19 protein-coding genes and 1 pseudogene are annotated in these 21526 nt (G+C 39.7%); 16 read left to right on the top strand and 4 right to left on the bottom strand.

The features are described 5' to 3' along the window. Nucleotides 1-3 precede the first annotated feature (3 nt). From AC4CVD_RS00655 to AC4CVD_RS00680, 6 genes are all read left to right on the top strand, one after another. Nucleotides 4-471: a YchJ family protein gene (locus AC4CVD_RS00655; RefSeq protein ID WP_419381227.1), complete on the top strand. Its 468-nt coding sequence runs from the start codon at nt 4-6 to the stop codon at nt 469-471. 59 nt (nt 472-530) lie between these two features. Beyond that, complete coding sequence (locus tag AC4CVD_RS00660) at nt 531-1175, top strand: trimeric intracellular cation channel family protein (RefSeq protein WP_004692884.1); 645 nt, start codon at nt 531-533, stop codon at nt 1173-1175. Nucleotides 1176-1277: 102 nt separating this feature from the next. Beyond that, complete coding sequence (gene niaP / locus AC4CVD_RS00665) at nt 1278-2597, top strand: niacin transporter NiaP (RefSeq protein ID WP_419381226.1); 1320 nt, start codon at nt 1278-1280, stop codon at nt 2595-2597. Between the two features lie 191 nt (nt 2598-2788). Then, a complete protein-coding gene (locus AC4CVD_RS00670; RefSeq protein ID WP_419381225.1) occupies nt 2789-2920 on the top strand; it encodes a hypothetical protein in 132 nt (43 codons plus the stop codon). Between the two features lie 211 nt (nt 2921-3131). Continuing rightward, nucleotides 3132-5351 carry a DNA topoisomerase IV subunit A gene (gene parC / locus AC4CVD_RS00675; RefSeq protein ID WP_419381224.1) on the top strand — a complete coding sequence of 740 codons (2220 nt, stop codon included), beginning with the start codon at nt 3132-3134 and terminating at the stop codon, nt 5349-5351. Nucleotides 5352-5499: 148 nt separating this feature from the next. Beyond that, nucleotides 5500-7179: an AMP-binding protein gene (locus AC4CVD_RS00680; RefSeq protein WP_419381223.1), complete on the top strand. Its 1680-nt coding sequence runs from the start codon at nt 5500-5502 to the stop codon at nt 7177-7179. A 47-nt stretch (nt 7180-7226) separates the two neighbouring features. Here the strand turns inward: AC4CVD_RS00680 and AC4CVD_RS00685 are convergent, their stop codons facing one another. Then, entirely contained in the window at nt 7227-7607 is a 381-nt protein-coding gene (locus AC4CVD_RS00685; protein WP_005401008.1) for a hypothetical protein, read from the bottom strand. Between the two features lie 107 nt (nt 7608-7714). Between AC4CVD_RS00685 and AC4CVD_RS00690 the strand changes: the two genes are divergently transcribed. Continuing rightward, on the top strand, nt 7715-8119 hold the full coding sequence (locus AC4CVD_RS00690; protein WP_279044821.1) for an MAPEG family protein: 405 nt from the start codon (nt 7715-7717) through the stop codon (nt 8117-8119). A 118-nt stretch (nt 8120-8237) separates the two neighbouring features. Continuing rightward, on the top strand, nt 8238-8762 hold the full coding sequence (gene ppa, locus AC4CVD_RS00695) for an inorganic diphosphatase (protein ID WP_004692877.1): 525 nt from the start codon (nt 8238-8240) through the stop codon (nt 8760-8762). Nucleotides 8763-8867: 105 nt separating this feature from the next. Here ppa and AC4CVD_RS00700 read toward each other — a convergent pair whose 3' ends face one another. Beyond that, nucleotides 8868-10187, bottom strand: coding sequence for an OprD family outer membrane porin (locus tag AC4CVD_RS00700; RefSeq protein ID WP_419381222.1), 1320 nt, complete (start codon nt 10185-10187; stop codon nt 8868-8870). A 459-nt stretch (nt 10188-10646) separates the two neighbouring features. Between AC4CVD_RS00700 and AC4CVD_RS00705 the strand changes: the two genes are divergently transcribed. Continuing rightward, nucleotides 10647-11417, top strand: coding sequence for a TorF family putative porin (locus AC4CVD_RS00705; RefSeq protein ID WP_419381221.1), 771 nt, complete (start codon nt 10647-10649; stop codon nt 11415-11417). A 346-nt stretch (nt 11418-11763) separates the two neighbouring features. Then, nucleotides 11764-12495: a TorF family putative porin gene (locus AC4CVD_RS00710; RefSeq protein ID WP_178928445.1), complete on the top strand. Its 732-nt coding sequence runs from the start codon at nt 11764-11766 to the stop codon at nt 12493-12495. A 47-nt stretch (nt 12496-12542) separates the two neighbouring features. Here AC4CVD_RS00710 and AC4CVD_RS00715 read toward each other — a convergent pair. Next, nucleotides 12543-13196, bottom strand: a pseudogene (locus AC4CVD_RS00715) (ATP-binding protein); the annotation flags it as partial. Nucleotides 13197-13310: 114 nt separating this feature from the next. On the opposite strand from AC4CVD_RS00715, the gene AC4CVD_RS00720 reads away from it, so the two are divergent. The 6 genes from AC4CVD_RS00720 (at nt 13311) to AC4CVD_RS00745 (ending at nt 19992) form a co-directional block, all read left to right on the top strand. Next, nucleotides 13311-14009 (top strand): heteromeric transposase endonuclease subunit TnsA, encoded by a 699-nt coding sequence (locus AC4CVD_RS00720; RefSeq protein ID WP_001064759.1) that lies wholly within the window; start codon nt 13311-13313, stop codon nt 14007-14009. After that, nucleotides 14002-15891 (top strand): TnsB C-terminal domain-containing protein, encoded by a 1890-nt coding sequence (locus tag AC4CVD_RS00725; protein WP_000999878.1) that lies wholly within the window; start codon nt 14002-14004, stop codon nt 15889-15891. Before AC4CVD_RS00720 ends, AC4CVD_RS00725 begins: the two co-directional genes overlap by 8 nt. Continuing rightward, nucleotides 15888-16739: a TniB family NTP-binding protein gene (locus tag AC4CVD_RS00730; RefSeq protein WP_000073961.1), complete on the top strand. Its 852-nt coding sequence runs from the start codon at nt 15888-15890 to the stop codon at nt 16737-16739. Before AC4CVD_RS00725 ends, AC4CVD_RS00730 begins: the two co-directional genes overlap by 4 nt. A 19-nt stretch (nt 16740-16758) precedes the next feature. Next, entirely contained in the window at nt 16759-17850 is a 1092-nt protein-coding gene (locus AC4CVD_RS00735) for a TniQ family protein (RefSeq protein ID WP_000622362.1), read from the top strand. Between the two features lie 19 nt (nt 17851-17869). After that, nucleotides 17870-19285: a hypothetical protein gene (locus AC4CVD_RS00740; protein WP_004777765.1), complete on the top strand. Its 1416-nt coding sequence runs from the start codon at nt 17870-17872 to the stop codon at nt 19283-19285. A 68-nt stretch (nt 19286-19353) separates the two neighbouring features. Further along, nucleotides 19354-19992 (top strand): Cap15 family cyclic dinucleotide receptor domain-containing protein, encoded by a 639-nt coding sequence (locus AC4CVD_RS00745; protein ID WP_000530048.1) that lies wholly within the window; start codon nt 19354-19356, stop codon nt 19990-19992. On the opposite strand, the gene AC4CVD_RS00750 is transcribed toward AC4CVD_RS00745, so the two are convergent. Next, complete coding sequence (locus AC4CVD_RS00750; protein WP_001289337.1) at nt 19981-21084, bottom strand: nucleotidyltransferase family protein; 1104 nt, start codon at nt 21082-21084, stop codon at nt 19981-19983. The two genes, AC4CVD_RS00745 and AC4CVD_RS00750, sit on opposite strands and share 12 nt — an antisense overlap. Between the last annotated feature and the right edge of the window lie 442 nt (nt 21085-21526).

Here is a 21526-nt window from a genome sequence, read left to right on the forward strand (position 1 = left end):
ATCATGAGTAATGTTGAGTGTCCGTGTGGACAGGGTGAATATAAGCAATGCTGTCAGCCATTGCATTTGGGACAAAGCCGTGCGCAGAGTGCTACTCAACTTATGCGCTCACGTTATAGTGCTTTTGCCAAACAGCAAATTGATTACATTGTGAAAACCACAGCGTTGGGGCAGCAACAGGCTCTAGATGTTGCAGCAATTGCTGAGTGGAGTCGAAGCAACCAATGGTTGAAGTTAGACGTCGTGCAGGCCATTGAAAAACTCGATAAAAACCATGCCATGGTCGAGTTCAAGGCCCATTATCATGATGGCACATCGCCACAGATACATCATGAAATTTCACATTTTGTGAAACATGCAGAAGCATGGTATTTTTTAGATCCAACCACTGAAATGCAAATCACCATGAAACAAGCGTGTGTCTGCGGTTCAGGGAAAAAATTTAAACAATGTTGTGCACAATTTTTATAATTTTAAGCAAATTTGGCTTAGAATAGCGCGCATCAATTAGCCTATATGGAATCCAGGCGATGTTACTCACTATTATTTATATTATAGCGATCACAGCAGAGGCAATGACAGGTGCACTGTCGGCTGGTCGGCGTAGTATGGATTGGTTTGGTGTGGTGATTATTGCCTGTGTCACAGCACTGGGCGGAGGTTCTGTCCGCGATGTGTTATTGGGACATTATCCGCTGACTTGGGTCAAGCATCCTGAATATCTGATGCTGACGTGTTTTGCCGCTTTTATGACGATTTTGATTGCTAAGTGGATGCGCCATTTACGCAACATTTTCTTGGTCCTCGATGCTCTGGGCCTGATCGGTTTTACCATCATCGGCTGTCAAATTGCCTTAGAAATGGGACATGGTTTTGTGGTATCTGCAGTTGCAGGGGTTCTGACAGGAGTCTCAGGCGGTATCTTGCGTGATATTTTGTGTAATGACGTCCCTTTGGTGTTCCGCCGTGAGCTGTATGCCAGTATTTCTTTTGTCGCGGTGATTTTCTATTGGGGCTGCATTCAGCTCGGTTTATCACTTGAGCTGACTGTGATTTCGACTTTGATCTTTGGTTTTAGCTTACGTCTAATCGCGATTTACTTTGGCTTAGAAATGCCAAAATTCATTTATCAAGACGATGATGAACAATCGGCTTCCTCGAAAGATGCGAGCTAAAATAACGGCGATTTGACTGCCTTATTTGTATAAAAAAAGCACATAATGATAAAGCTGTTGAGGAAGCAGCCTGTTATCTTTTCCCGCTTTAGAGGCCGAGCTATGGATTTAGTTTCTCGCATACAACGCTTACCGATCGGTAAATTTCACTACACCTTGTTGTGGGTCATTGGCTTGGGCTGGATGTTCGATGCCATGGACACGGGGCTGATTTCTTTTATTTTGGCAAAAATGGCCGAAGATTGGCACATGAGCCCAACCGAGAAAGGTTGGGTGGTCTCCATTGGCTTTGTCGGAATGGCGATTGGTGCGGTGTGCTCAGGTGGTCTGGCCGATCGTATTGGGCGTAAAACAGTTTTTGCCGCGACCCTAGTGATTTACAGTTTAGCGACGGCAGCCTGTGCCTTTGCCCCGAACTTAACGTGGTTGTTGGTGTTTCGTTTTATTGTGGGTCTCGGTTTAGGTGGACAGTTGCCAGTAGCGGTGACCTTGGTCAGTGAATACATTCCTGCGCAGGTGCGTGGGCGTTTTATCGTGCTGCTAGAAAGTTTTTGGGGTCTAGGTTGGCTTTGCGCTGCATTGGTGGCGTATTTTGTGATTCCAAAATTTGACTGGCATATGGCCTTCTTAATCGGTGGGATTCCTGCACTATATGCCATTGTGATTTGGTTCAAGGTACCTGAGTCAATTCCTTATCTCATCAACCGTGGTCGCATTGTGGAAGCGCACGCTTTGGTGCAGCAGATTGAGCGTCAATGCGGTGTGGAAGTCATTGAACATATCATCGTTAAACCGGTGGCAGAAAAAAAGACTGTGTCTTTTACCCAGCTCTGGTCGGGGGCATTTGCACGTAGAACCTTGATGTTATGGTTGATTTGGTTTGGCATTGTTTATTCGTATTATGGCATTTTTACATGGTTACCCAGTTTGCTGGTGAAGCAGGGGTATAGCATTGTTCAGTCTTTTGAATATGTACTGGTGATGATTTTGGCACAGCTTCCGGGTTATGTGGCCGCAGCATGGCTGGTCGAAAAGCTGGGACGCAAAGCAACCTTGGCAGGTTTTATTGGCATGTGTGCAGTCTCAGCGTATTTCTTTGGTCAAGCTGACACTGTGAGCATGATCATGTTCTGGGGTTGTCTGATGTCATTCTTTAACCTTGGCGCATGGGGGGTGTTGTATACCTATACCCCAGAACAATATCCAACCAATATCCGGGCTTTTGGTTCGGGCTGGGCATCGGCCATTGGTCGTATGGGCGGCATTGTCGCACCGATGGTGGTGACGCATATGATGGTACAGAGCAATGGATTTAGTGCGATTTTCATGATGTTTACCGTGGTATTGCTTGCGGTGGCAGCGGTAATTTTGATTTTGGGTGAAGAGACCAAAGGCAAAACATTGGAAGAAATTGGACTGTAATTTAGTCCGCGCTGAAGATTGAGAGTCAGATGTGCTGAGACTCGCAGTCTTCAATACACTTCAACATAAAATCTAGATGATGGATCTGAAGATAGCCGATAACCAGATCCAACTCAGCAATAAAAAATTCAATCTGCTCGGCCAAAACGTAGCCTTTCAACGCTGCATTTTGGTAAACGCGGATCTTGCTAATGATGAGACCTTTAAATAATCACTGCTTGATTGATGTGATCTACCCAATTGGTTGTGTCGCATTTTGGGCGAGGATGACCCGATTTTTTGTCGATCGTATCGATCAAGTTGAGAAGACTGAAGTTGCTTAACCATTTTCATTGATGAGCAGAGATGAACACAGGAACTGAACTTCAAAATAATTAGTTGCTCATTTTAAAAAAAATGGATAATTTTACGACACTAGGAACATCTAAAGACGCAATTTGTCGTAGTGGTGTACGCTTTCACTTGTATAGGCAGAGCCTGCGACATAGCATAAGAACTTAAACAAAAAACGATTAATTAGGATGACAGGTTGTTATGACGAACCTTGCGCATCAAGCGACAGAAAACCGTTCCGTAGCAGAATTTACTGAACAAGCATATCTCAATTACGCCATGTACGTGATCATGGATCGTGCCTTACCGCATATCAGCGATGGCTTAAAACCTGTACAACGCCGTATTGTGTATGCCATGAGTGAATTGGGGCTGAAACACAGCGGTAAACCCAAAAAATCTGCGCGTACCGTCGGCGATGTGCTCGGTAAGTATCACCCGCATGGTGATTCGGCCTGCTATGAAGCGATGGTGCTGATGGCGCAGCCTTTTAGCTATCGTTATCCATTTATTGAAGGGCAAGGTAACTGGGGTTCTCCCGATGATCCGAAATCATTCGCGGCGATGCGTTATACCGAAGCCAAATTATCTCAGTATAGCGAAGTGCTTTTGTCTGAACTGGGACAGGGGACTTGTGACTGGCAGGACAACTTTGATGGTTCGATGAAAGAGCCTGTGACTTTACCTGCACGTATTCCGAATATTTTGTTAAATGGCACCACAGGCATTGCGGTTGGTATGGCTACGGACATTCCTCCACACAACCTGCGTGAAGTCGTAAAAGGCACCATTGCCTTAATTCGTAATCCAAATTTAAGCGATGACAAAGTTGCAGAATACATTCCTGCACCCGATTTGCCGACCAAAGCAGAAATTATTACGCCACCTGAAGAGCTGTTAAAAATACAAAGCACAGGTCGGGGCAGTTACCGTATGCGTTCGGTGTATCGCATCGAAAAAAATGAAATTGTGATCACGGACTTGCCTTATCAAGTGTCAGGCTCGAAAGTTATTTCGCAAATTGCAGATCAAATGCAGGCGAAAAAACTGCCTTTGGTGAGCGATGTACGAGATGAATCGGATCATCAAAACCCAACCCGTTTGGTAATTGTACTGCGTTCAAATCGGATTGATGCTGAAGCAGTGATGAGTCACCTTTTTGCCACCACCGATCTTGAGTCGAGCTATCGGGTCAATATGAACATGATTGGTGCGGATGGCCGTCCACAAGTGAAATCGATTCGTCGTATTTTGCTGGAGTGGATTGAAATTCGAAAGGAAACCGTCACCCGTCGTCTGCAATATCACCTGAATAAAATTGAAAAACGCTTACATATTTTGGGCGGTTTGATTATTGCCTATTTAAATATTGATGAAGTGATTCGTATTATTCGTGAAGAAGAACAGCCCAAAGCGGAGTTGATGTCACGTTTTAATATTGATGACATTCAGGCCGAAGCCATTTTAGAACTCAAGTTACGTCATTTGGCTCGACTTGAAGAAATGGAAATGCGCCGTGAGCAAGAAGAGTTAGAAGCCAAAGCTGCACTGATTCGTGAACAGTTGGCTAATCCAGAGTCTTTAAAAGCTTTGATCATCAATGAACTCAAAGATGATGCGAAAAAATATGGCGATGACCGTCGTTCACCAATCGTGCATCGAGCAGAAGCGACGGCGATGAGTGAGCAAGATTTCATGCCTGCTGATCCTGTGACTGTGGTCTTGTCTGAGGCAGGATGGATTCGTTCAGCCAAAGGTCATGAAGTTGATGCTGAAAACTTGAACTTCCGTGCAGGCGATCAATACCTCAGTCATGCGCAAGGTAAATCTAATCAGCGCGTGTATGTGCTGGATGAGTCAGGACGTAGTTATGCCCTAGCCATTAATAGCCTACCGTCCGCGCGTGGTCTGGGCGAACCGTTGAGTTCAAAATTGTCCCCAGCCAGTGGTATTGGTTTTAAACAAGTCTTTATTGCTGATGATGAAGCCGAAGTCATAGCGCTAAGTAGTAAAGGATATGGGTTTAAAACACAGGCAAAACAGTTAGATACCAATGCAAAAGCAGGGAAAGCCTTCTTAACTTTACCTGAAAAAGCCACAGTTATGCCGTTAACCAGTGTTGATCAGGCCACCCATTTGGCTTTATTGACCTCAACGGGTCGTTTGTTGATTTTAGAGTTGTCAGAGTTACCTGTTTTAAATAAAGGTAAAGGTAATAAATTGATACAACTTGAAGAGAAAGATCAAATTGTATTCATGACAAGATTAACGCTAGATGAAATACTGCAAGTCGTTGCAGGGCAGCAGCAATTAAAATTGAAGGGTGATGACTTGCAAAAATACATAGGCAAAAGAGCATCAAAAGGCCAGTTATTACCACGTGGTTATCAAAAAGCAAATAAACTGTTAGTTCAGAGATAAAACTAGCATCCATTGATCAAAATACGTTATATATGGTATGTATGCGGGAAATGGATGCAGTATTAAGCAACAGAAGTTAAATAAAGAGCGCTTAATATTGAGAACAATAGTTGAAATTTAAGGATTACTGATAGGAGAATCGGGCGATATGGAAAAAATTTGGTTCGCAGAATACCAAAAAATGGGGATTCCAGAGACTGTAGAATTGCCACCAGAAAACACGTCATTAGTAGATGTTTTTGAACGAAATTTCCAAAAATTTGGCTCTCGTGATGCTTTTATCTTTATGGATAAAGTGCTCACTTTTAATGAGTTAGAAGAAGCAAGCCGTAAATTTGCAACGTATTTACAAAGTTTGGGTCTAGCAAAAGGCTCACGTGTCGCTGTGATGATGCCGAACGTTCTTCAGTATCCTATCGTTGCTTTGGGTGTATTCCGTGCAGGTTTAGTATTGGTTAACGTCAATCCACTGTATACCGCGCGCGAACTTGAACATCAGTTAAATGACTCGGGTTCAGAAGTTTTAGTGATCATCGAAAACTTTGCCTCTGTTTACCAAGCGATTAATGGTAAAACGCCAGTTAAACATGTCGTGATTGCCTCTGTAGGCGACATGTTAGGTGCATTAAAAGGCACACTGGTGAACTTTGTATTACGTTCAGTACGTAAGCAAATTCCAGCATGGAATATTCCTGGCCATATTCGCTTTAATGCGGCAATGTCGAAAGTTAGTGCGAGTAACTATAAGCGCCCGAACTTAACGTTAAGTGACACAGCAGTGCTTCAGTACACTGGCGGCACGACAGGGGTATCTAAAGGTGCAGAATTGACGCATCGCAACCTTGTGGCGAACATGTTGCAGTGTGACGGTATTTTCCAAAGTAAATTTGGTGCACAAGATGGTCAACCTGATGACCGCATTTTCTGTGCCTTACCGCTATATCATATTTTTGCGTTCATGGTTTGTGCGATGTACGGCATGTACAAAGGCCAAGCCAACGTTTTGATTCCAAACCCGCGTGATTTACCTGCGGTGATGAAAGAATTACGTAAATACCAACCGTCATTCTTCCCAGCAGTGAATACACTATTCAATGCTTTAGTGAACAATGAAGAGTTTAAGCAACTCGACCACAGCAAATTGAAAATGGCGATGGGTGGTGGTATGGCTGTGCTTCCTTCTACAGCAGAAGCGTGGAAGCGAATTACTGGAACCAACATCATTGAAGGTTACGGCCTATCTGAAACTTCACCTGTGGCAACGGCAAATCCGCCAGCGTCAGAAGAATTTAGCGGAACAATTGGTATCCCATTACCATTGACTGAAGTTGCAATTTTGGATGATGATGGGAAGGAAGTTGCACTGGGTGAACAAGGTGAGATTTCAATCCGTGGTCCCCAAGTGATGCGTGGCTATTGGAACCGTCCAGATGAAACGGCTAAAGTGATGACGGAAGATGGTTTCTTCCGTACAGGTGACATTGGTGTCATGGACCCTCGCGGCTATGTGAAAATTGTAGACCGTAAGAAAGACATGATTTTGGTGTCAGGCTTTAACGTTTACCCTTCAGAAATTGAAGAAGTGGTTTCAAAGCATCCTAAAGTATTGGAAGTAGCTGCCATTGGTGTACCTGATGAAAAATCAGGTGAAGTACCAAAACTCTTTGTGGTGAAGAAAGATCCATCTTTAACCACAGAAGAAGTATTGGCATTCGCGAAAGAGAACTTAACGGGTTACAAACGTCCGCGTTATGTTGAATTCTTGGATGAGTTACCGAAATCAAACGTAGGTAAAATCCTACGTAAAGATTTACGTAAAACAGCTTAAGTTCAAATAAAAAAAGCGCCGTCAGGCGCTTTTTTTCATGTTCGCATTTAATTTTTCATTAACCAGCGATCAATATAGGGACGGCCAATGCCTAAGATGCCAACAAAGGTCAGCATCGTACCGCACTGACGACTAAAGGCTGGGAAAGCAAAACTACCAAAACTCAGGACATTATCGATCAGACAATAGACGGTCACTGCAAGCAACCAAGACCATAGGTTTTGACGTTTAATCCCGACCATCCAAAATGCAATGATCAGCATGACCAGTGTGCCAAGAGTCGAACCAATATTCATATTGGCACAAATGACCGCCAATAAAAATGCAGTAACAGGAAGCACAATCTTTAAAACACGATCTACTTGGCGTTGATGTTGGCGCTGAATTTCGAGCACGTCGAACATTTCTTTTTGATCAGGGCTAGCCATGCAGGAGTCTCATTGGGAAATTATAAAAACACTATAATTTAACCAAATTTATCCTCGGAATGCCATGCTATGATAGCCTTCGAAATGATCTTGATGAGAAAAAACCAATGCAAAGCATTAGCGGGATTATTTATCTCATTTTAATTGCTTGTTTACTGCCTTACGTATTTACAATCATTGCTAAAAAAACAGCAGGATTTCGCGCCAAGGATAATCAACATCCACGTGAATTTCTTACCAAGACGACTGGTCTGGCAGCACGTGCCAATGCGGCGCAGCAAAATAGCTTTGAGAGTTTACCGTTATTTATTGCAGCCATCTTAATGGCGGAATATATGGTGATTCCGCAAGTGGTCACCATGACGTTTGGTATTGCCTATCTTGTCTTTCGTGTGGTGTATGGTATTTGCTATTTGGCCAACTGGTCGACGCTTCGATCGATCGTTTGGCTGTTGTCACTGCTTTGTCCTATTTGTTTATTATTGTTGGTCATTCGACTGACGATGGGCTAAGTGCGAAACATACATATTTTCACCCAGTGGATGTATAATCGCAGAAATATTTTTTTCTCAAAAACCGTTATAATCGATGCGGTTTTTTAAAAGATTTAACTTGTTAAAGAGTGATGTTATGAGCTACAGCAATATCCCTGCGGGTAAAGATGCACCGAACGATATCTACGTGATCATCGAAATTCCTGCAAATGCAGCACCAATCAAATATGAAATTGATAAAGATTCGGATGCACTTTTTGTAGATCGTTTCATGGGTACAGCAATGTTCTACCCAGCGAACTATGGTTATGTACCAAACACCTTGTCTGAAGATGGTGATCCATTAGATGTACTTGTTGTAACGCCACATCCAGTTGAACCAGGTTCAGTGATTCGTTGCCGTCCTGTGGGTAAATTGAACATGGAAGATGACGGTGGTATCGATGCGAAATTGATCGCAGTTCCACACGACAAGTTAACGCCAATTTATAAAGACGTGAAAGAATATACCGATCTTCCACCTTTACTCATTCAACAAGTTGAACACTTCTTCGCGCACTATAAAGACTTAGAGCCAGGGAAGTGGGTTAAATTAACAGGTTGGGAAGGTTCTGAAGTTGCTAAGCAAGAAGTGCTTAAAGCAATTGAAGCAGCAAAATAATCCTGTCTATGAAGCCTCGATTGAACAGTGTTTGATTGTAGGCTTCAATAAAAAACCTGCACAATGTGCAGGTTTTTTTTTATTAGATTAGCTTTTCCGTAGAAATTAGAAGAATTTCACAGGAATGTCTAACCAAATACGCCATTCGTTGGTGTCACCAATGTAGTTCTTTTGATAGTCGTCACTTGCACGGTAGTACGAGTGGCGTAAACGTAAGCTTGCATCTTTAGCGAAACCAGATTGAACTGTATATTTCACTTGGTTAAAGAATTCACGCTCTTGCTCATCATCACTGATCATTGTGCCAGCATTGTCTGTTGCCTTGATGTCCCAGCCATATACAAATGCAGAAGTCCAGTTTAGACCTGGTAATATACCTAATTTACCAAAATCAAGACTGTACTGGATTTGGGCAGATTTTTCATCGTTACCAATAAAGTCAGAAAGGTATGAGTTTGGAAGGTATATACTTTGGAAGCCATCAGCATTTTGACCATAGTCATAACCAACATTACCACTGTTTTGTTGGTATGCAACCATGATGTTATGTGCGCCAGTATTATAAGCTGTAGAAAGAGCCCAAATATCATTCTTACGATCTGATAAGTTATCAGTGGTTTGTGAATAAGTATTTGCTGCTTCATCAAACTTAGTATGATAAGCACTTAAATCGTAAGTTAATGAACTGTCATTCGCTAAAGGCTGTTTAAAGTTCACATTTACATAATGACGTTCAAGAGCATTTTTGCTGTCTAAGCCATAATAAGATGCATTTAAATTGTCATCAAATTTGTACTTAGCTCCCCAAACAATTGCACGATCAAGACCATTGCCATTGACGTCAGCATCGGTTTTGATTTGATCAGACATTTGGTTCTTAGTAAATTTACCAGCAACAATTTCAAGATTCTTGATTTCGTGGCTAGTTAATAAAGTACCTGTAAAATATTCAGGAACCATACGTCCAGTATTACTTGCAAGAACAGGTAAATCGAGTACTTGAGTACCATAACGTACTTCTGTATTTGAGATACGTGCTTTTACAATACCGCCACCACGTGTCCAGTAGTCATACGCATCTTTTGTTCCATCAGCATTGTTTTGCGGATGTGTTGGGATCATTTGGTTGTCAGTGTGACCATTTTTACCCAATTTAAATGATGTATCACCAATAATGCCGACACCAAAGCCAACGGTACCTTGAGTATAACCAGACTCAATTTTGACCATCGCGGTTTGAGCTGCTGAACTTGTATCAGCTTTACCATTTTTCTTGTCACGAGTTAAATAACCAGTACGAAATAGCACTGATCCTTCAGCGTCCTCAACGAAACCTTTAGATTCACTTTGCTCACTCGCAAAAGCTGTTGATATAAGTGCAGTTTGTACTAAAACTGCTAATGCTAATTTTTTTGTGTTTTGCATTGGGGAGCGAACCTTATACAAATTGGATGGAAAGAGAACAGCAATTGTATAAGTAATCGCTGAAAAATTGTCATTTTTATTTAACATATTCAACTAAAGTAATGCATTTTTTTGTAAGCGATATGTTTGAAATATTTTAATTTTGGTTAAAATATTCGGTTTACTAAAATAAATCTTTATAAAACATTGAATTATTTTTCTCTTCTTAATTCTATTTTTTGCTATGTATCGTAGAATATAATATATAGACTGTGAGGTCATTTTAGCTTATTAATCAAAGTGTTCAGTCATTTCTAATCTTTTGGAATCAGCTCAAGAGAACCCATACCCAGATTGGCGAACGATGAATTACACAGCAGTTGCCTAAGTAAAATTGACCTATTGTTAAAAAATAGCTTTAAAATTTATGGGTATAGAATCAGTAAATGATTCATGTCTAAAGAGATTTTGAGAGCTTAAATGCATAAGAATTCACATAAAATTGCACTATTTTTAATTTTTTTCACTGGCAGTATGTCGGCCAACGCAAGTGAGCCCCAGCAACAAAGTTCAGAAGGCGGACTTAGTGGAAGCCTTGCTGTGCTCAGTCAGTATATTTATCGTGGGGGTATTGAAAATGATCAGCCTACCCTACAAGCAGGGCTTGAATATGAACATGCATCTGGTCTATATGCTGGTTATTGGGCTTCAACACTGAATTATGATGCAGCAGATGTCAGCAAAGATCACGGTGTTGAGCATGACTTTTATATGGGTTATGCAGGCACACTCAGTCCAGATTTAAGCTATCGCTCACATATTGTGACTTATTTATATAATGATGGCGGCTCGGTCTATAATGAAGATCGCACAGAACGCCGAAGTACGACTGGAGCGGAATTTGTAAATAGTTTGAGCTATAAAGACTTTGATGTAGGCGTCACAGTGGCTTTAGCCGATGTGAGCTATGCCAATGCGGGCGATACCTATTTAAGCCTTGCACATCACTATGCTCTTCCACAAAACTTTCAATTCAATAGTTCGATTGGTGCATCGATTTATCGTCAGCATGATGATGCCATACTCACTACAGAGAAGAACTTTACTGTTAATGAAGTTCGCTTAGGCTTGAGTAGACCCTTTGCAGAGACAGGGATCGAAATGTCTGCGGATTATATTTATGGTGTACATAATCGTATGGGCGAGGATTTAGAAGACCATTTGGTGCTGGGTTTAACTTACAACTTTTAAATGTTAAAGATATGAAGAGTGCATCCAGATCGGTTGGGGATGCACTTTTTTTATGCACTTAAAAACGTACGTTCCAGAAATGAGTCTCAAAATAGCGCATATTGTAAACAATTATGTTTGTTTGATGAGCTTGGCTTCAATTCACCGCGAAGAGGTTTAACGATCAAGCTGAGGATGAGCTCAATTTCTTATATTTTATATAATTTTAACAAAAACAATTATTTATAATAATTTTTTAAAAGGTGTATCTGATGTTGAATTGAATGTGGCATAGCTATTGCTACTACCTACATGAGTTTATCGAAATAACCAAAATACGTCGTAGCACGATGTGGGGGAATCCATAATGAAATTTGCATTTAAAGCTTTATCTCTTGCTGTACTAGGCGCAGCTTCAACGTTCACATTCGCTGAAGCACCTGCTTCGGAACATACGATTTCTGGAAATATCGGGGTATTATCTAGCTATAACTTACGTGGTATTACCAATGTTCCTGAAAATAGCGGTGCAACAATTCAAGGGGGCTTAGATTATAGTCATGCATCAGGTTTCTATGCAGGTTATTGGGGTTCTACACTAGATTATGCTTTGGGTGAAGAAGGTCGCGACTCTTTTGAGCATGATTTCTATGCAGGTTACAACGGCCAAATCACTGAAGATTTAGGTTATACCGTTGGTGGTACATATTATTACTATTATGAATCTGATGTGGATTCAGATGGTTTTGAAACACTTTTAGGTTTGAATTACAAAGATTTTAGCGTTACAGCACAAACGTTGACTCAAAATACTACGTGGGGTAATAAGGGCGATACTTACATCTTAGGTAGCTATAGCTATGGTTTACCACAAGACTTTACCCTGAACACTTCTCTGGGTTTATATGCTTATGGCGATGACGACGAATTCGTGACAACCACAGAAGATTTTGGTTTCCGTCATTTCACTGCAGGTCTGAGCCATCCACTGGGTGACACTGGTGCAAGTGTGAGCATGGATTACATTGTTGGCGGATATGATCGCGTTGATGAAAAACAAAAGAACAAAGTAGTATTTGGTTTGAAATACGAATTCTAAAATTTGCATCCTAAACAAAGGCGACCTGATGGTCGCCTTTGTTTTATTTAAGGAGCCATATTATTTCGATAAGACAATGCTTCAGAAATGTGCTGTGCATTAATCTGCTCGTGTTGGGCTAGATCGGCAATAGTACGTGCAACACGAAGTACGCGGTGATATGCGCGCGCCGATAAATTCATGCGCTGCTGTGCCATTTGCATGATATTTTGCGCCGTTGTGTCTAAAGCTGAATATTGTTCAAGCTGTGTTGGTGAGAGCGCCATATTGGGCTGTTGTTGACGTTGTATCTGTACATCATACGCAGCGATGACCCGTTCACGTACGGATGATGAACTTTCAGCAGCCTGTACTGTTTGTAATTCATGCGCCGCAAGGGGTGGAACATCAATATGCAAATCTATACGATCGAGTAAAGGTCCAGAAATTCGATTTTGATAACGTTTAATACTTTCGCTACTACATTGGCAGCGGCTATCTTGATTAAATGCATAACCACAGGGGCAGGGGTTCATCGCCGCAATCAGTTGAAAATTGGCTGGAAAGGTGATTTGCCTTGAAGCTCTAGAAATGACAATTTCTTTAGATTCCAATGGTTGTCTTAATACTTCCAAAACTTTTCGGTCAAACTCAGGTAACTCATCTAAAAATAACACACCTAAATGTGCCAAGGTTATTTCACCGGGCTTTGGATTCGAGCCACTGTTATTTACAAAGAACTATGCGACAATATAAGCTAGGGTCAAAGACTTAGACCACCTTTTATAAAGAACTATGCGACAAATTTTATAAAGAACTATGCAACGGAACCTAGAATGAACAATCAATCATGCGACACCGTTAACATCGTACCAGCTCGAAGAAAAATTGGTAATACACGTATCAGTGTATCTGGTTTATATCCTTTTAAAAAAGATTCCGCAGTTGCCTTTGAATCAACTCTTGAACGGGATTTCCTTATTCGATTAGAGGTTGATCCCAATGTTCTTGCTGTTGAGTCTCAACCATTTACCATTGAGTATTTTGATAATGGACAGAAACGAGTTTACACCCCTGACTACCTAGTAACTTATAAGCATAATGATTTTATTCCATTTATTGCACCTAAACTGGTTGAAGTAAAACCTACAGATGAATTGCAACTTAATTTGCATCTATGGAAAGCTAGATATCGTGCTGCCATGAGGGTATGCAAAGAAGAGGGTTGGAAATTTCATATTGCACATGAGGGGCGTATTCGGGACCAGTTATGGTCGAATGCCATGTTTTTACAAAAGTACCGAAAGATGGAATTTCCCCCTGCTGATTCAAAGCACTTATTGGATTATGTGAGAGATCGAGGAGCAGTAACTTTTGAGACTCTATTAGCCAGACATTTTCTTGGAAAATGGGACAGAGCCAATGGAATTAGTCAAATCTGGTATTTAGTTGCTCATGGTTATCTGGTTTGCGATTTAAGTATGCCTTTACAGCCATCTACTGAACTTTGGGTAAATGGGAGTTGTCATGAATGATAGACGTGTGAATATCAAAATAGCTGCTGGGGAGCCGGTTCAGATAAAAGGGATTCCCCATACGATTATTGAAGTCATTGACCTAAAATCGGTTTTTGTTGAAAACAATAATACTGGCAGGAAAAGTATCGCGGCTATCAGTGAATTAAGGCCATCAATAGCTGTGGAACAGTATGAAGATCTAGAGCTCATCGCTGATAAAGACTGGATTGAGGCTGAAAGACGTTTCAACATCATCCGACCTTTCATTGAGGGAGGCGTGAGTGGTCGTAAGGAAGTAGAGTTACGAGCCCAAGAACATGATATTAATCCAGCCACTATCTATAGATGGTTAAAAATCTATAAGGCATATGGAACTATTGATGGATTGCGGCCCAGAAAAGAGGGATTGCCACAAGGCAAGAAGATAATTAATAAACATGCTGAAGCAATCATTGAAAAAGCCATCAAGGATTTATACCTAACTAATCAAAGAATAAGTGTTCAAAAAGTTGTACTTGAAGTGAAACGCTTATGTCATGAATACCATATCCTAGAGGTGCCTCATGCCAATACAGTAAGAAATCGTATTGCAGCGATTAGCCAGAGAGACTCTCTTCGTAAGAGGGGACATAAGGAAAAGGCCGATAACAAATTTACACCTGCCGCAGGGAAATTCCCTCATGCTGATTATCCACTTGCCGTCGTACAGATTGACCATACGCCTGTTGATCTTATTCTGGTTGATGATTTTAGCAGGTGTCCTATAGGACGACCTTTTCTTACGTTGGCAATTGATGTGCGTTCAAGGGTAGTTGTGGGATATTACTTATCATTAGATGCCCCCTCTGTTATGTCTATTGCAATGAGCGTTTCTCAAGCTGTACTGCCCAAAGAGAAATGGCTAGCTTCGCGCAAGATTCAAGCTGAATGGCCTGTCTGGGGAATTATGAACACCATTCATGTCGATAATGGACCTGAGTTTCACTCAGAAACTTTCAGAAATGCTTGTATGGCACATGATATTCGTCTGGAATACCGACCAGTTAAAAAACCACGTTTTGGCGGGCACATTGAACGTTTGATGGGAACATTTGCAACCGATATTCACGCAGTTCCAGGAACAACTTTTTCAAATATTTTTGAAAGAAAAGGCTATAACTCAGATGCGGAAGCAGTTTTCACATTCTCCGAATTTGAGGACTGGCTGATTGATTTTATCTGTAATGTTTACCACAAAAGGAAACACTCTGCTTTAGGTACTTCTCCACTACATGCTTTTGAGTTAGGTATCTTTGGTGATAAAAACACGTTAGGTTCTGGGGCTGCTAGATTGCCTGCAAATGATCATAATTTCTTTCTTGATTTTCTACCAAGTTTTGAAAGGACGATTCAAACAACAGGTGTAACAATTGATGGTCTTGCTTATTATGCTGATGTACTAAGAGGTTGGATTAATGCTGTAGACCCTGATAATCAAAAGGAAAAACGTAAATTTATCTTTAGGCGTGATCCAAGAAATATTAGTGAGATATGGTTCTTTGATCCCGAAATCAAAAATTATTTTAAGGTTCCTTTAGCGGATCAAAGTATTCCACCATTTAGTATTTGGGAACACAAAAAGATTCAGGAACTGAAAAAGGAAACTGGCGAATATCTAAAAGATCATGAACTTGGACAGGCTCTAGCTAAACTTCGGGAGCGTGTTCAGGAGGCAAGTACTAAAACTCGACGGGCTCGCAGATCACATCAGCGCAGTACCCAACATCAACAGAGTGTTAACCCTGCTTCAATTCAGGGCAAAAAACCTCAACAAGAGAGTACGATTTTGGAGCAACAGCTTGAAAACGTATATGGTTTATTGCCTCTCGATGAGCTGGAAAATGATGAGGATATTTCATGAGTAACTATTCACATGTTTTTCAAGAGTTTCGCCCTATTGTGGAACAGTCTAATGAGGACAGACTCTACTTCCTGGAAGAGGACCGATGGATTGGGTATCCAGCAGCCAATGACTTGTTAGACCAATTGAAAGGATTCCTGACACTTCCTAAGCGGAGCCGTATGCCCAACTTACTGGTATTGAGTAAGCCAAATAATGGTAAAACCTCAATTATTAACCAGTTCTTTAAGCTGTATGGGGAGGGTTATGTCAATGCAGAAAATAATGCAGTAAAACCTGTAATCATTGTACAGGCACCTGTTTCCCCTGATGAAAAAGCTCTGTATATGGCTATTCTTGATAAGTTCTGGGTTCCTTTTCGAGAAAGAGATCCCGTTGCGAAGCTACGTTACCAAGTGGTCCATTGCCTTAAACTTTATGAGGTAAAGCTCCTCATTATCGACGAAATGAATTCTCTATTATGTGGCAGTCCGATTAAGCAAAGAACAGTAATGAATGCGATTAAGTATTTGTGTAATGAAACACAGATACCCATTGTTGGGTTTGGTACAGAAGAAGCAATTAGTGTTCTGCGTACTGATCCACAGCATGTCAGCCGTTTTCGTGTGGTTAATTTGCCCTTATGGAAACTAGATAAAGACTTTCAAGCTATGGTAAATAAATTTGAGAAAGTTCTTCCCCTCAAACAGGCTTCAAAACTGGCTGAACCAGCAACAGTAAAATATCTGCATGATATTACAGATGGAAACTTAGGTAATCTGCGAACGATTTTACGGGACGCCGCAAAGAAAGCTGTTGTTTCTGGTCAGGAGTTTATCGACCGTAGCTTGCTAGAAAGTGTGAAATAAGCAATGTGGAGGACTAGGTATGATAAGTGCAACAGAAATCCATTCATGGTTTATTCCCACGGACTTAAAGCAAGATGAGGCATTATCTTCTTGGTTGATACGTGCCGCACTTGACAGTGGTTGTGACCCATTAAGTTTAACTGGAGTACTTTGGCCCAAATGGCGAATCTGGTCTGTAGATGTAGATCGTGGTTTAAGTGCAGAGCAAGTACAGGTATTGATCAATACGACAAAAATTGATGAAAGCCAATTTAATTCTGCTACGCTTCGCAATTTTTTAATTAAATATAATCTGGATAATCAAACTCTTGATGCATGGTACTTGGTATTAGGTACAAGAAACCGTAAGCATCGAGGTGGCTGGCAATATTGTCCTGAGTGTCTATCTGAGGATAATGTTGCCTATTTCCGTCTGCCTTGGCGTTTTGCCTGGCATACAGGTTGTATAAAACATAATCAGCATTTACATGATCAATGTCCTCATTGCCATAATGCTATTCAACCTAGACGTCTTGAAGCCCCTGATCAGGTTATGACTTGCTGTTCAATATGTAAAAAAAGTCTATTGGAGGTTAATAAAAGCCTTGTGGATTGTCATGCCTTGGCATTCCAAAAAATCTTTGATCAATTCCTGGAACAAGGCTGTGCAACCTATCAAGACAAGTTGATTTCAGTAACTGATTGGTTAACGGTGATTAAGTTATTTTCACAATTTATTAGAAAAGCTTTAGCTGGCTCAGTAAATGGAAAAGGATGGGCTTTTCTTGAACAACTCAGAATTCAGGTGCCCCATCCTGAGCTTATATCGAATGGATTGGCTGTTAACCAACTTCCAGTTACCGAGAGAGAACGGCTATTTTCCTGTATTTATCAATTACTCATTATTCCCCAGGAAAAGTTTATTGAAACAGCAAAATCTTTAAATATGAACAGGTCTTCATTTTGGGATAAGAGAAACCAGTTGCCAGCCATATTAAGGCCTGTTGAAGAACAATTAGGCTCGATTTATCGGAACTACCCTCCAAAGAGAGCATTGGTAGCTACCTTTAAACCTAAAAGTAAGGAGACTGTAATACGCAAGTTTTTAAGATTAAAAAGAAAACTAGGGTAACTTTTGGGGGGACAACACCATGCCTCAGTGTGATGAATGTGGTGATGCGGTTGAAAAGATACACCGACTTTATAAACAGCGTAACTATTGCCATAAGTGCTATGTACGAGTTTTTAAAAAACAGGATTGTCCGTCGTGTGGTAAAAGTTCCAGATTATATAAAGCTGATAACTTGGCCGTTTGCCAACAATGTGAAACCAATAGACCTTGCATTAGATGTCAGCGTATTGATTACCCTATAGGAAAAATAACGGAGCAAGGCCCTGTTTGTAATAGTTGTTCAGTTTATTTTAGAGAGTTTCAAGCTTGTGAACGGTGTGGTGTGACATCACAACGCTTATCTCGTATCAGCCGTTTTGGAGATAATTTAAGAGTTTGCCCAAAGTGTGCAACCCGTGATTACCAGACATGCCAAAGTTGTAGAAGATATAGGTTGATTGAACAGGATGTTGTGTCAGGCAAAATGCTTTGTAAGAAATGTTTGACCTGTCCACCACTTCAATGTCTAACTTGCCAGCAACAGATTCCTGCTGGATATGGGAAATACTGTGAATTATGTACATGGCGAAGAATATTGGGGAATAGGATTAAGGAACTGGTTAATACATTAGTAAATCCAAGCCTCAAAGGTTACTTTAAAGATTATATGAATTGGCTTGATCATGAGGTTGGACCGCATAAGGCTGCATTACTAATTCGTAAACATATTCATTTTTTTGAAAAGACCAGTGATCTTTGGGGAGATCAGATCCCAGACAATGACTCTTTATTACATAGACTAAGAACAAGTGGTTTACGCAAATATGAGCTGCCCATCCGGTGGTTGGTTGCAGTACATCACCTGCATATAGATACCCAATCTAAAGGCCACTGTTCTGAATTTGACCAACTGAGAAAACTGGCGAACTCATGTCCTGGTTCATCGCTTTCAGCCCAAATTCTTCAGAACTATTATCAGGTTTTAATAAATAAAATGGATTTAGGGAAAACGAGTATACGTTCTGCCCGTTTAGCCATGAAACCAGCATCTGCTTTAATGCTGTTGGTAAGTCAATCACGATTAGATTTACCAACAATGTGGCATGTAAAATATTACTTATTTAAGTCCCCTGGACAAGCTTGCGCTATTGTTGGCTTTCTTAATTTTTTAAACAAGAATTATGATACGAACCTTGATACGTCATGGGTACTAGATGAAAAAATAACAGAAAAAAGTAATATGAAGAAACTGGAAAAACAATTGTTGGCCATCATGAAAGCCCCAGAGGAAAATTTTAATGAACTAGAGTGGATAAAGTTAGGATTGATGTATTTTCATAATTTGGATAAATCCTTTTTTAATCAAATGGATAGTATTAATTATAGGGGGCTGAATGATGGCTTTGAAGTGAGGTTTGGTGATCAGCAATATTGGATACCTAAATTGCTTGTATAACTGGACCATATAACGCTAATGTAGCTACATAAAGTTAAAACTGAATTTTGGGCTTCCAGAGGGTATGTATGGGGCAATTAGGTCATGAATATTGTGTTCATAATGGATTCAATAGGTCTCATGCAGGGAAATATGTTTATTCACTTGCTACGTTTATATCTTGGATATTGATTTACTTTTTACTGAAGTTCTTGGGTGGATTGTCTCCTTATTGGAATGTCATCATTTCTAGTGCTATCACTGCTTTATTATTTCTTACTTTTTATTTTCTATTTGATAAATGGATATGGAAAACAGGTTTATTTTTCAAGATTCTGAAATATCCTGATATTTCGGGAGAATGGTCATGTAAAGGTATCTCTGATTACCAAGAAGAAAATTCTGAAATGATTAAGCACAATAGAGAGTGGATTGGAAAAGTAACAATTTTACAAAGTTGGGATAAAGTAAGAATCAGATTAGAAACAGAATTTTCCACATCTGACAGTATTTCTGCTGCAATTATTTATGACGAAATTGAAGAATACAAAGTTCTTTATAGTTATGAAAACAAACCAAAAGATTTAGATCATGAAGAGTTACGTATCCATCGAGGATTTGTAGAGCTGACACTTCATAAAGACAATAAAAGTGCCAGTGCTAAATATTATAATGTTACTGGTCGAAGAACCATGGGAACAATGTTATGGGAAAAATTAGATAACTAATGGATAAGAGCCAATGGTTTCGTCATATAGGTAACCCAAATCTTTACGTATTTCCGTAACGAGTTTATCTAAGGCAATGCTCATTGTTGTGAGAGAGGTTTCTTTCTGATAACTATCAAATATTTTTCTGGTCATATCAGGTGTATATAAGCTATTTCTATAGTTTGGGTTATGATACAGATAATCAAAAAATCTTTTTGTTTCAAGAACTATTGCTAAAGCATTTGTTCTACCTTTCTTTAAATTTTCTAGATTGGAATGATACATAATAGAGGCTAGATCAAAACTACTTAAGTAAATTACTTTGCCCTCTTCAACTAAATCGGCTTTTATTGTTTTACAAAGGCGGATAGATTTTTTCAATCCTCCATCAGCATAGTATTTACATTTGTAATCTATATAAAAAATATGCTTGAAAGGTAAGTTCATCAATGTAGTAGGAGTTTTATTATCTAGAATATTGACTCCTCTTAAATAAAGGTGCTTTTGTTGTTGGTACTCATATGTTTCTACCCAATGAGAGGGTACAACATCTACATCCCGAGGAAGTGATCCACCTGTTAAAGTTATAGATTTAGCACCAGTAGTATCAATTGTTACGGCAGGATATGCTTGTCTTAATTCATAAGTGCACGCGTTCCTGAGTTCTCTTAATATTTTTATATCATCATGACGTAAAGTACCTAAATAACCCTCTGTACGATAATGTGATTTGTTAAGTACAAGTAAATCAACATCACTTACACCTTTGATATGAATATTTAGGGGAACTGACCCTTGTAATCTGTATTCTGTGACAATGTTATGATTATTTAGTAGCCTAGGCTCTAATTGTTTTTCAATTCTTTTAGCAGTTTCAATACTGATTTCTGTGTAACGTTTACTAACTTCTTGCATTGCTCCTACTGCATAACGGATAGATGGTTTGTCTGATACAATCTGCCATTTTTCTATTGTACGTTTTAATTCATCAAACTCATTAAATGAAGTTACGCCTGCTGTTACACTATCAAAAGCATTGTATGTAAGGTCAGTACCTTTTCGTCTTTTCTCTAATCTGTTCAATCTTTTATAAAAATCAATTTCAGACATTGTGAAACTCAAAAAATAGTAGTTATGGTTAAAATAATTATACCTTAATAATTATTTTAAGGTTTTAATAAATAAGGTTTTATTGTCATAAATGCTCAAATTTAAGATGGGAAGTAAGATAATTTTTAAGTATAAAGTTTGAGAATGTTTGTAGTCTTTTGTAGTGCATCCAATAGTCAAATAAATAATTGTGAAACCATGAAGACACATATCACATTGATATTTATATAAAAATATTATTTGTGATTGGAGGTGATTTTTTTAATTCTATTGATTATTGTGACTCACTACGGAGTTAATTGTCTTTAAGTATTTGTTTTTAATTGTTTTATTCTTTTAATTATTTTTATTTGATTAGGTGTTGACCTTACCATAATTGGAAAGAATAGAGTTGCTACATCAAGGGTAATGATGTACCTGATATGAAAGAATAACTTCCGAG

The sequence above is a fragment of the Acinetobacter sp. LipI_23 genome (assembly GCF_058243045.1).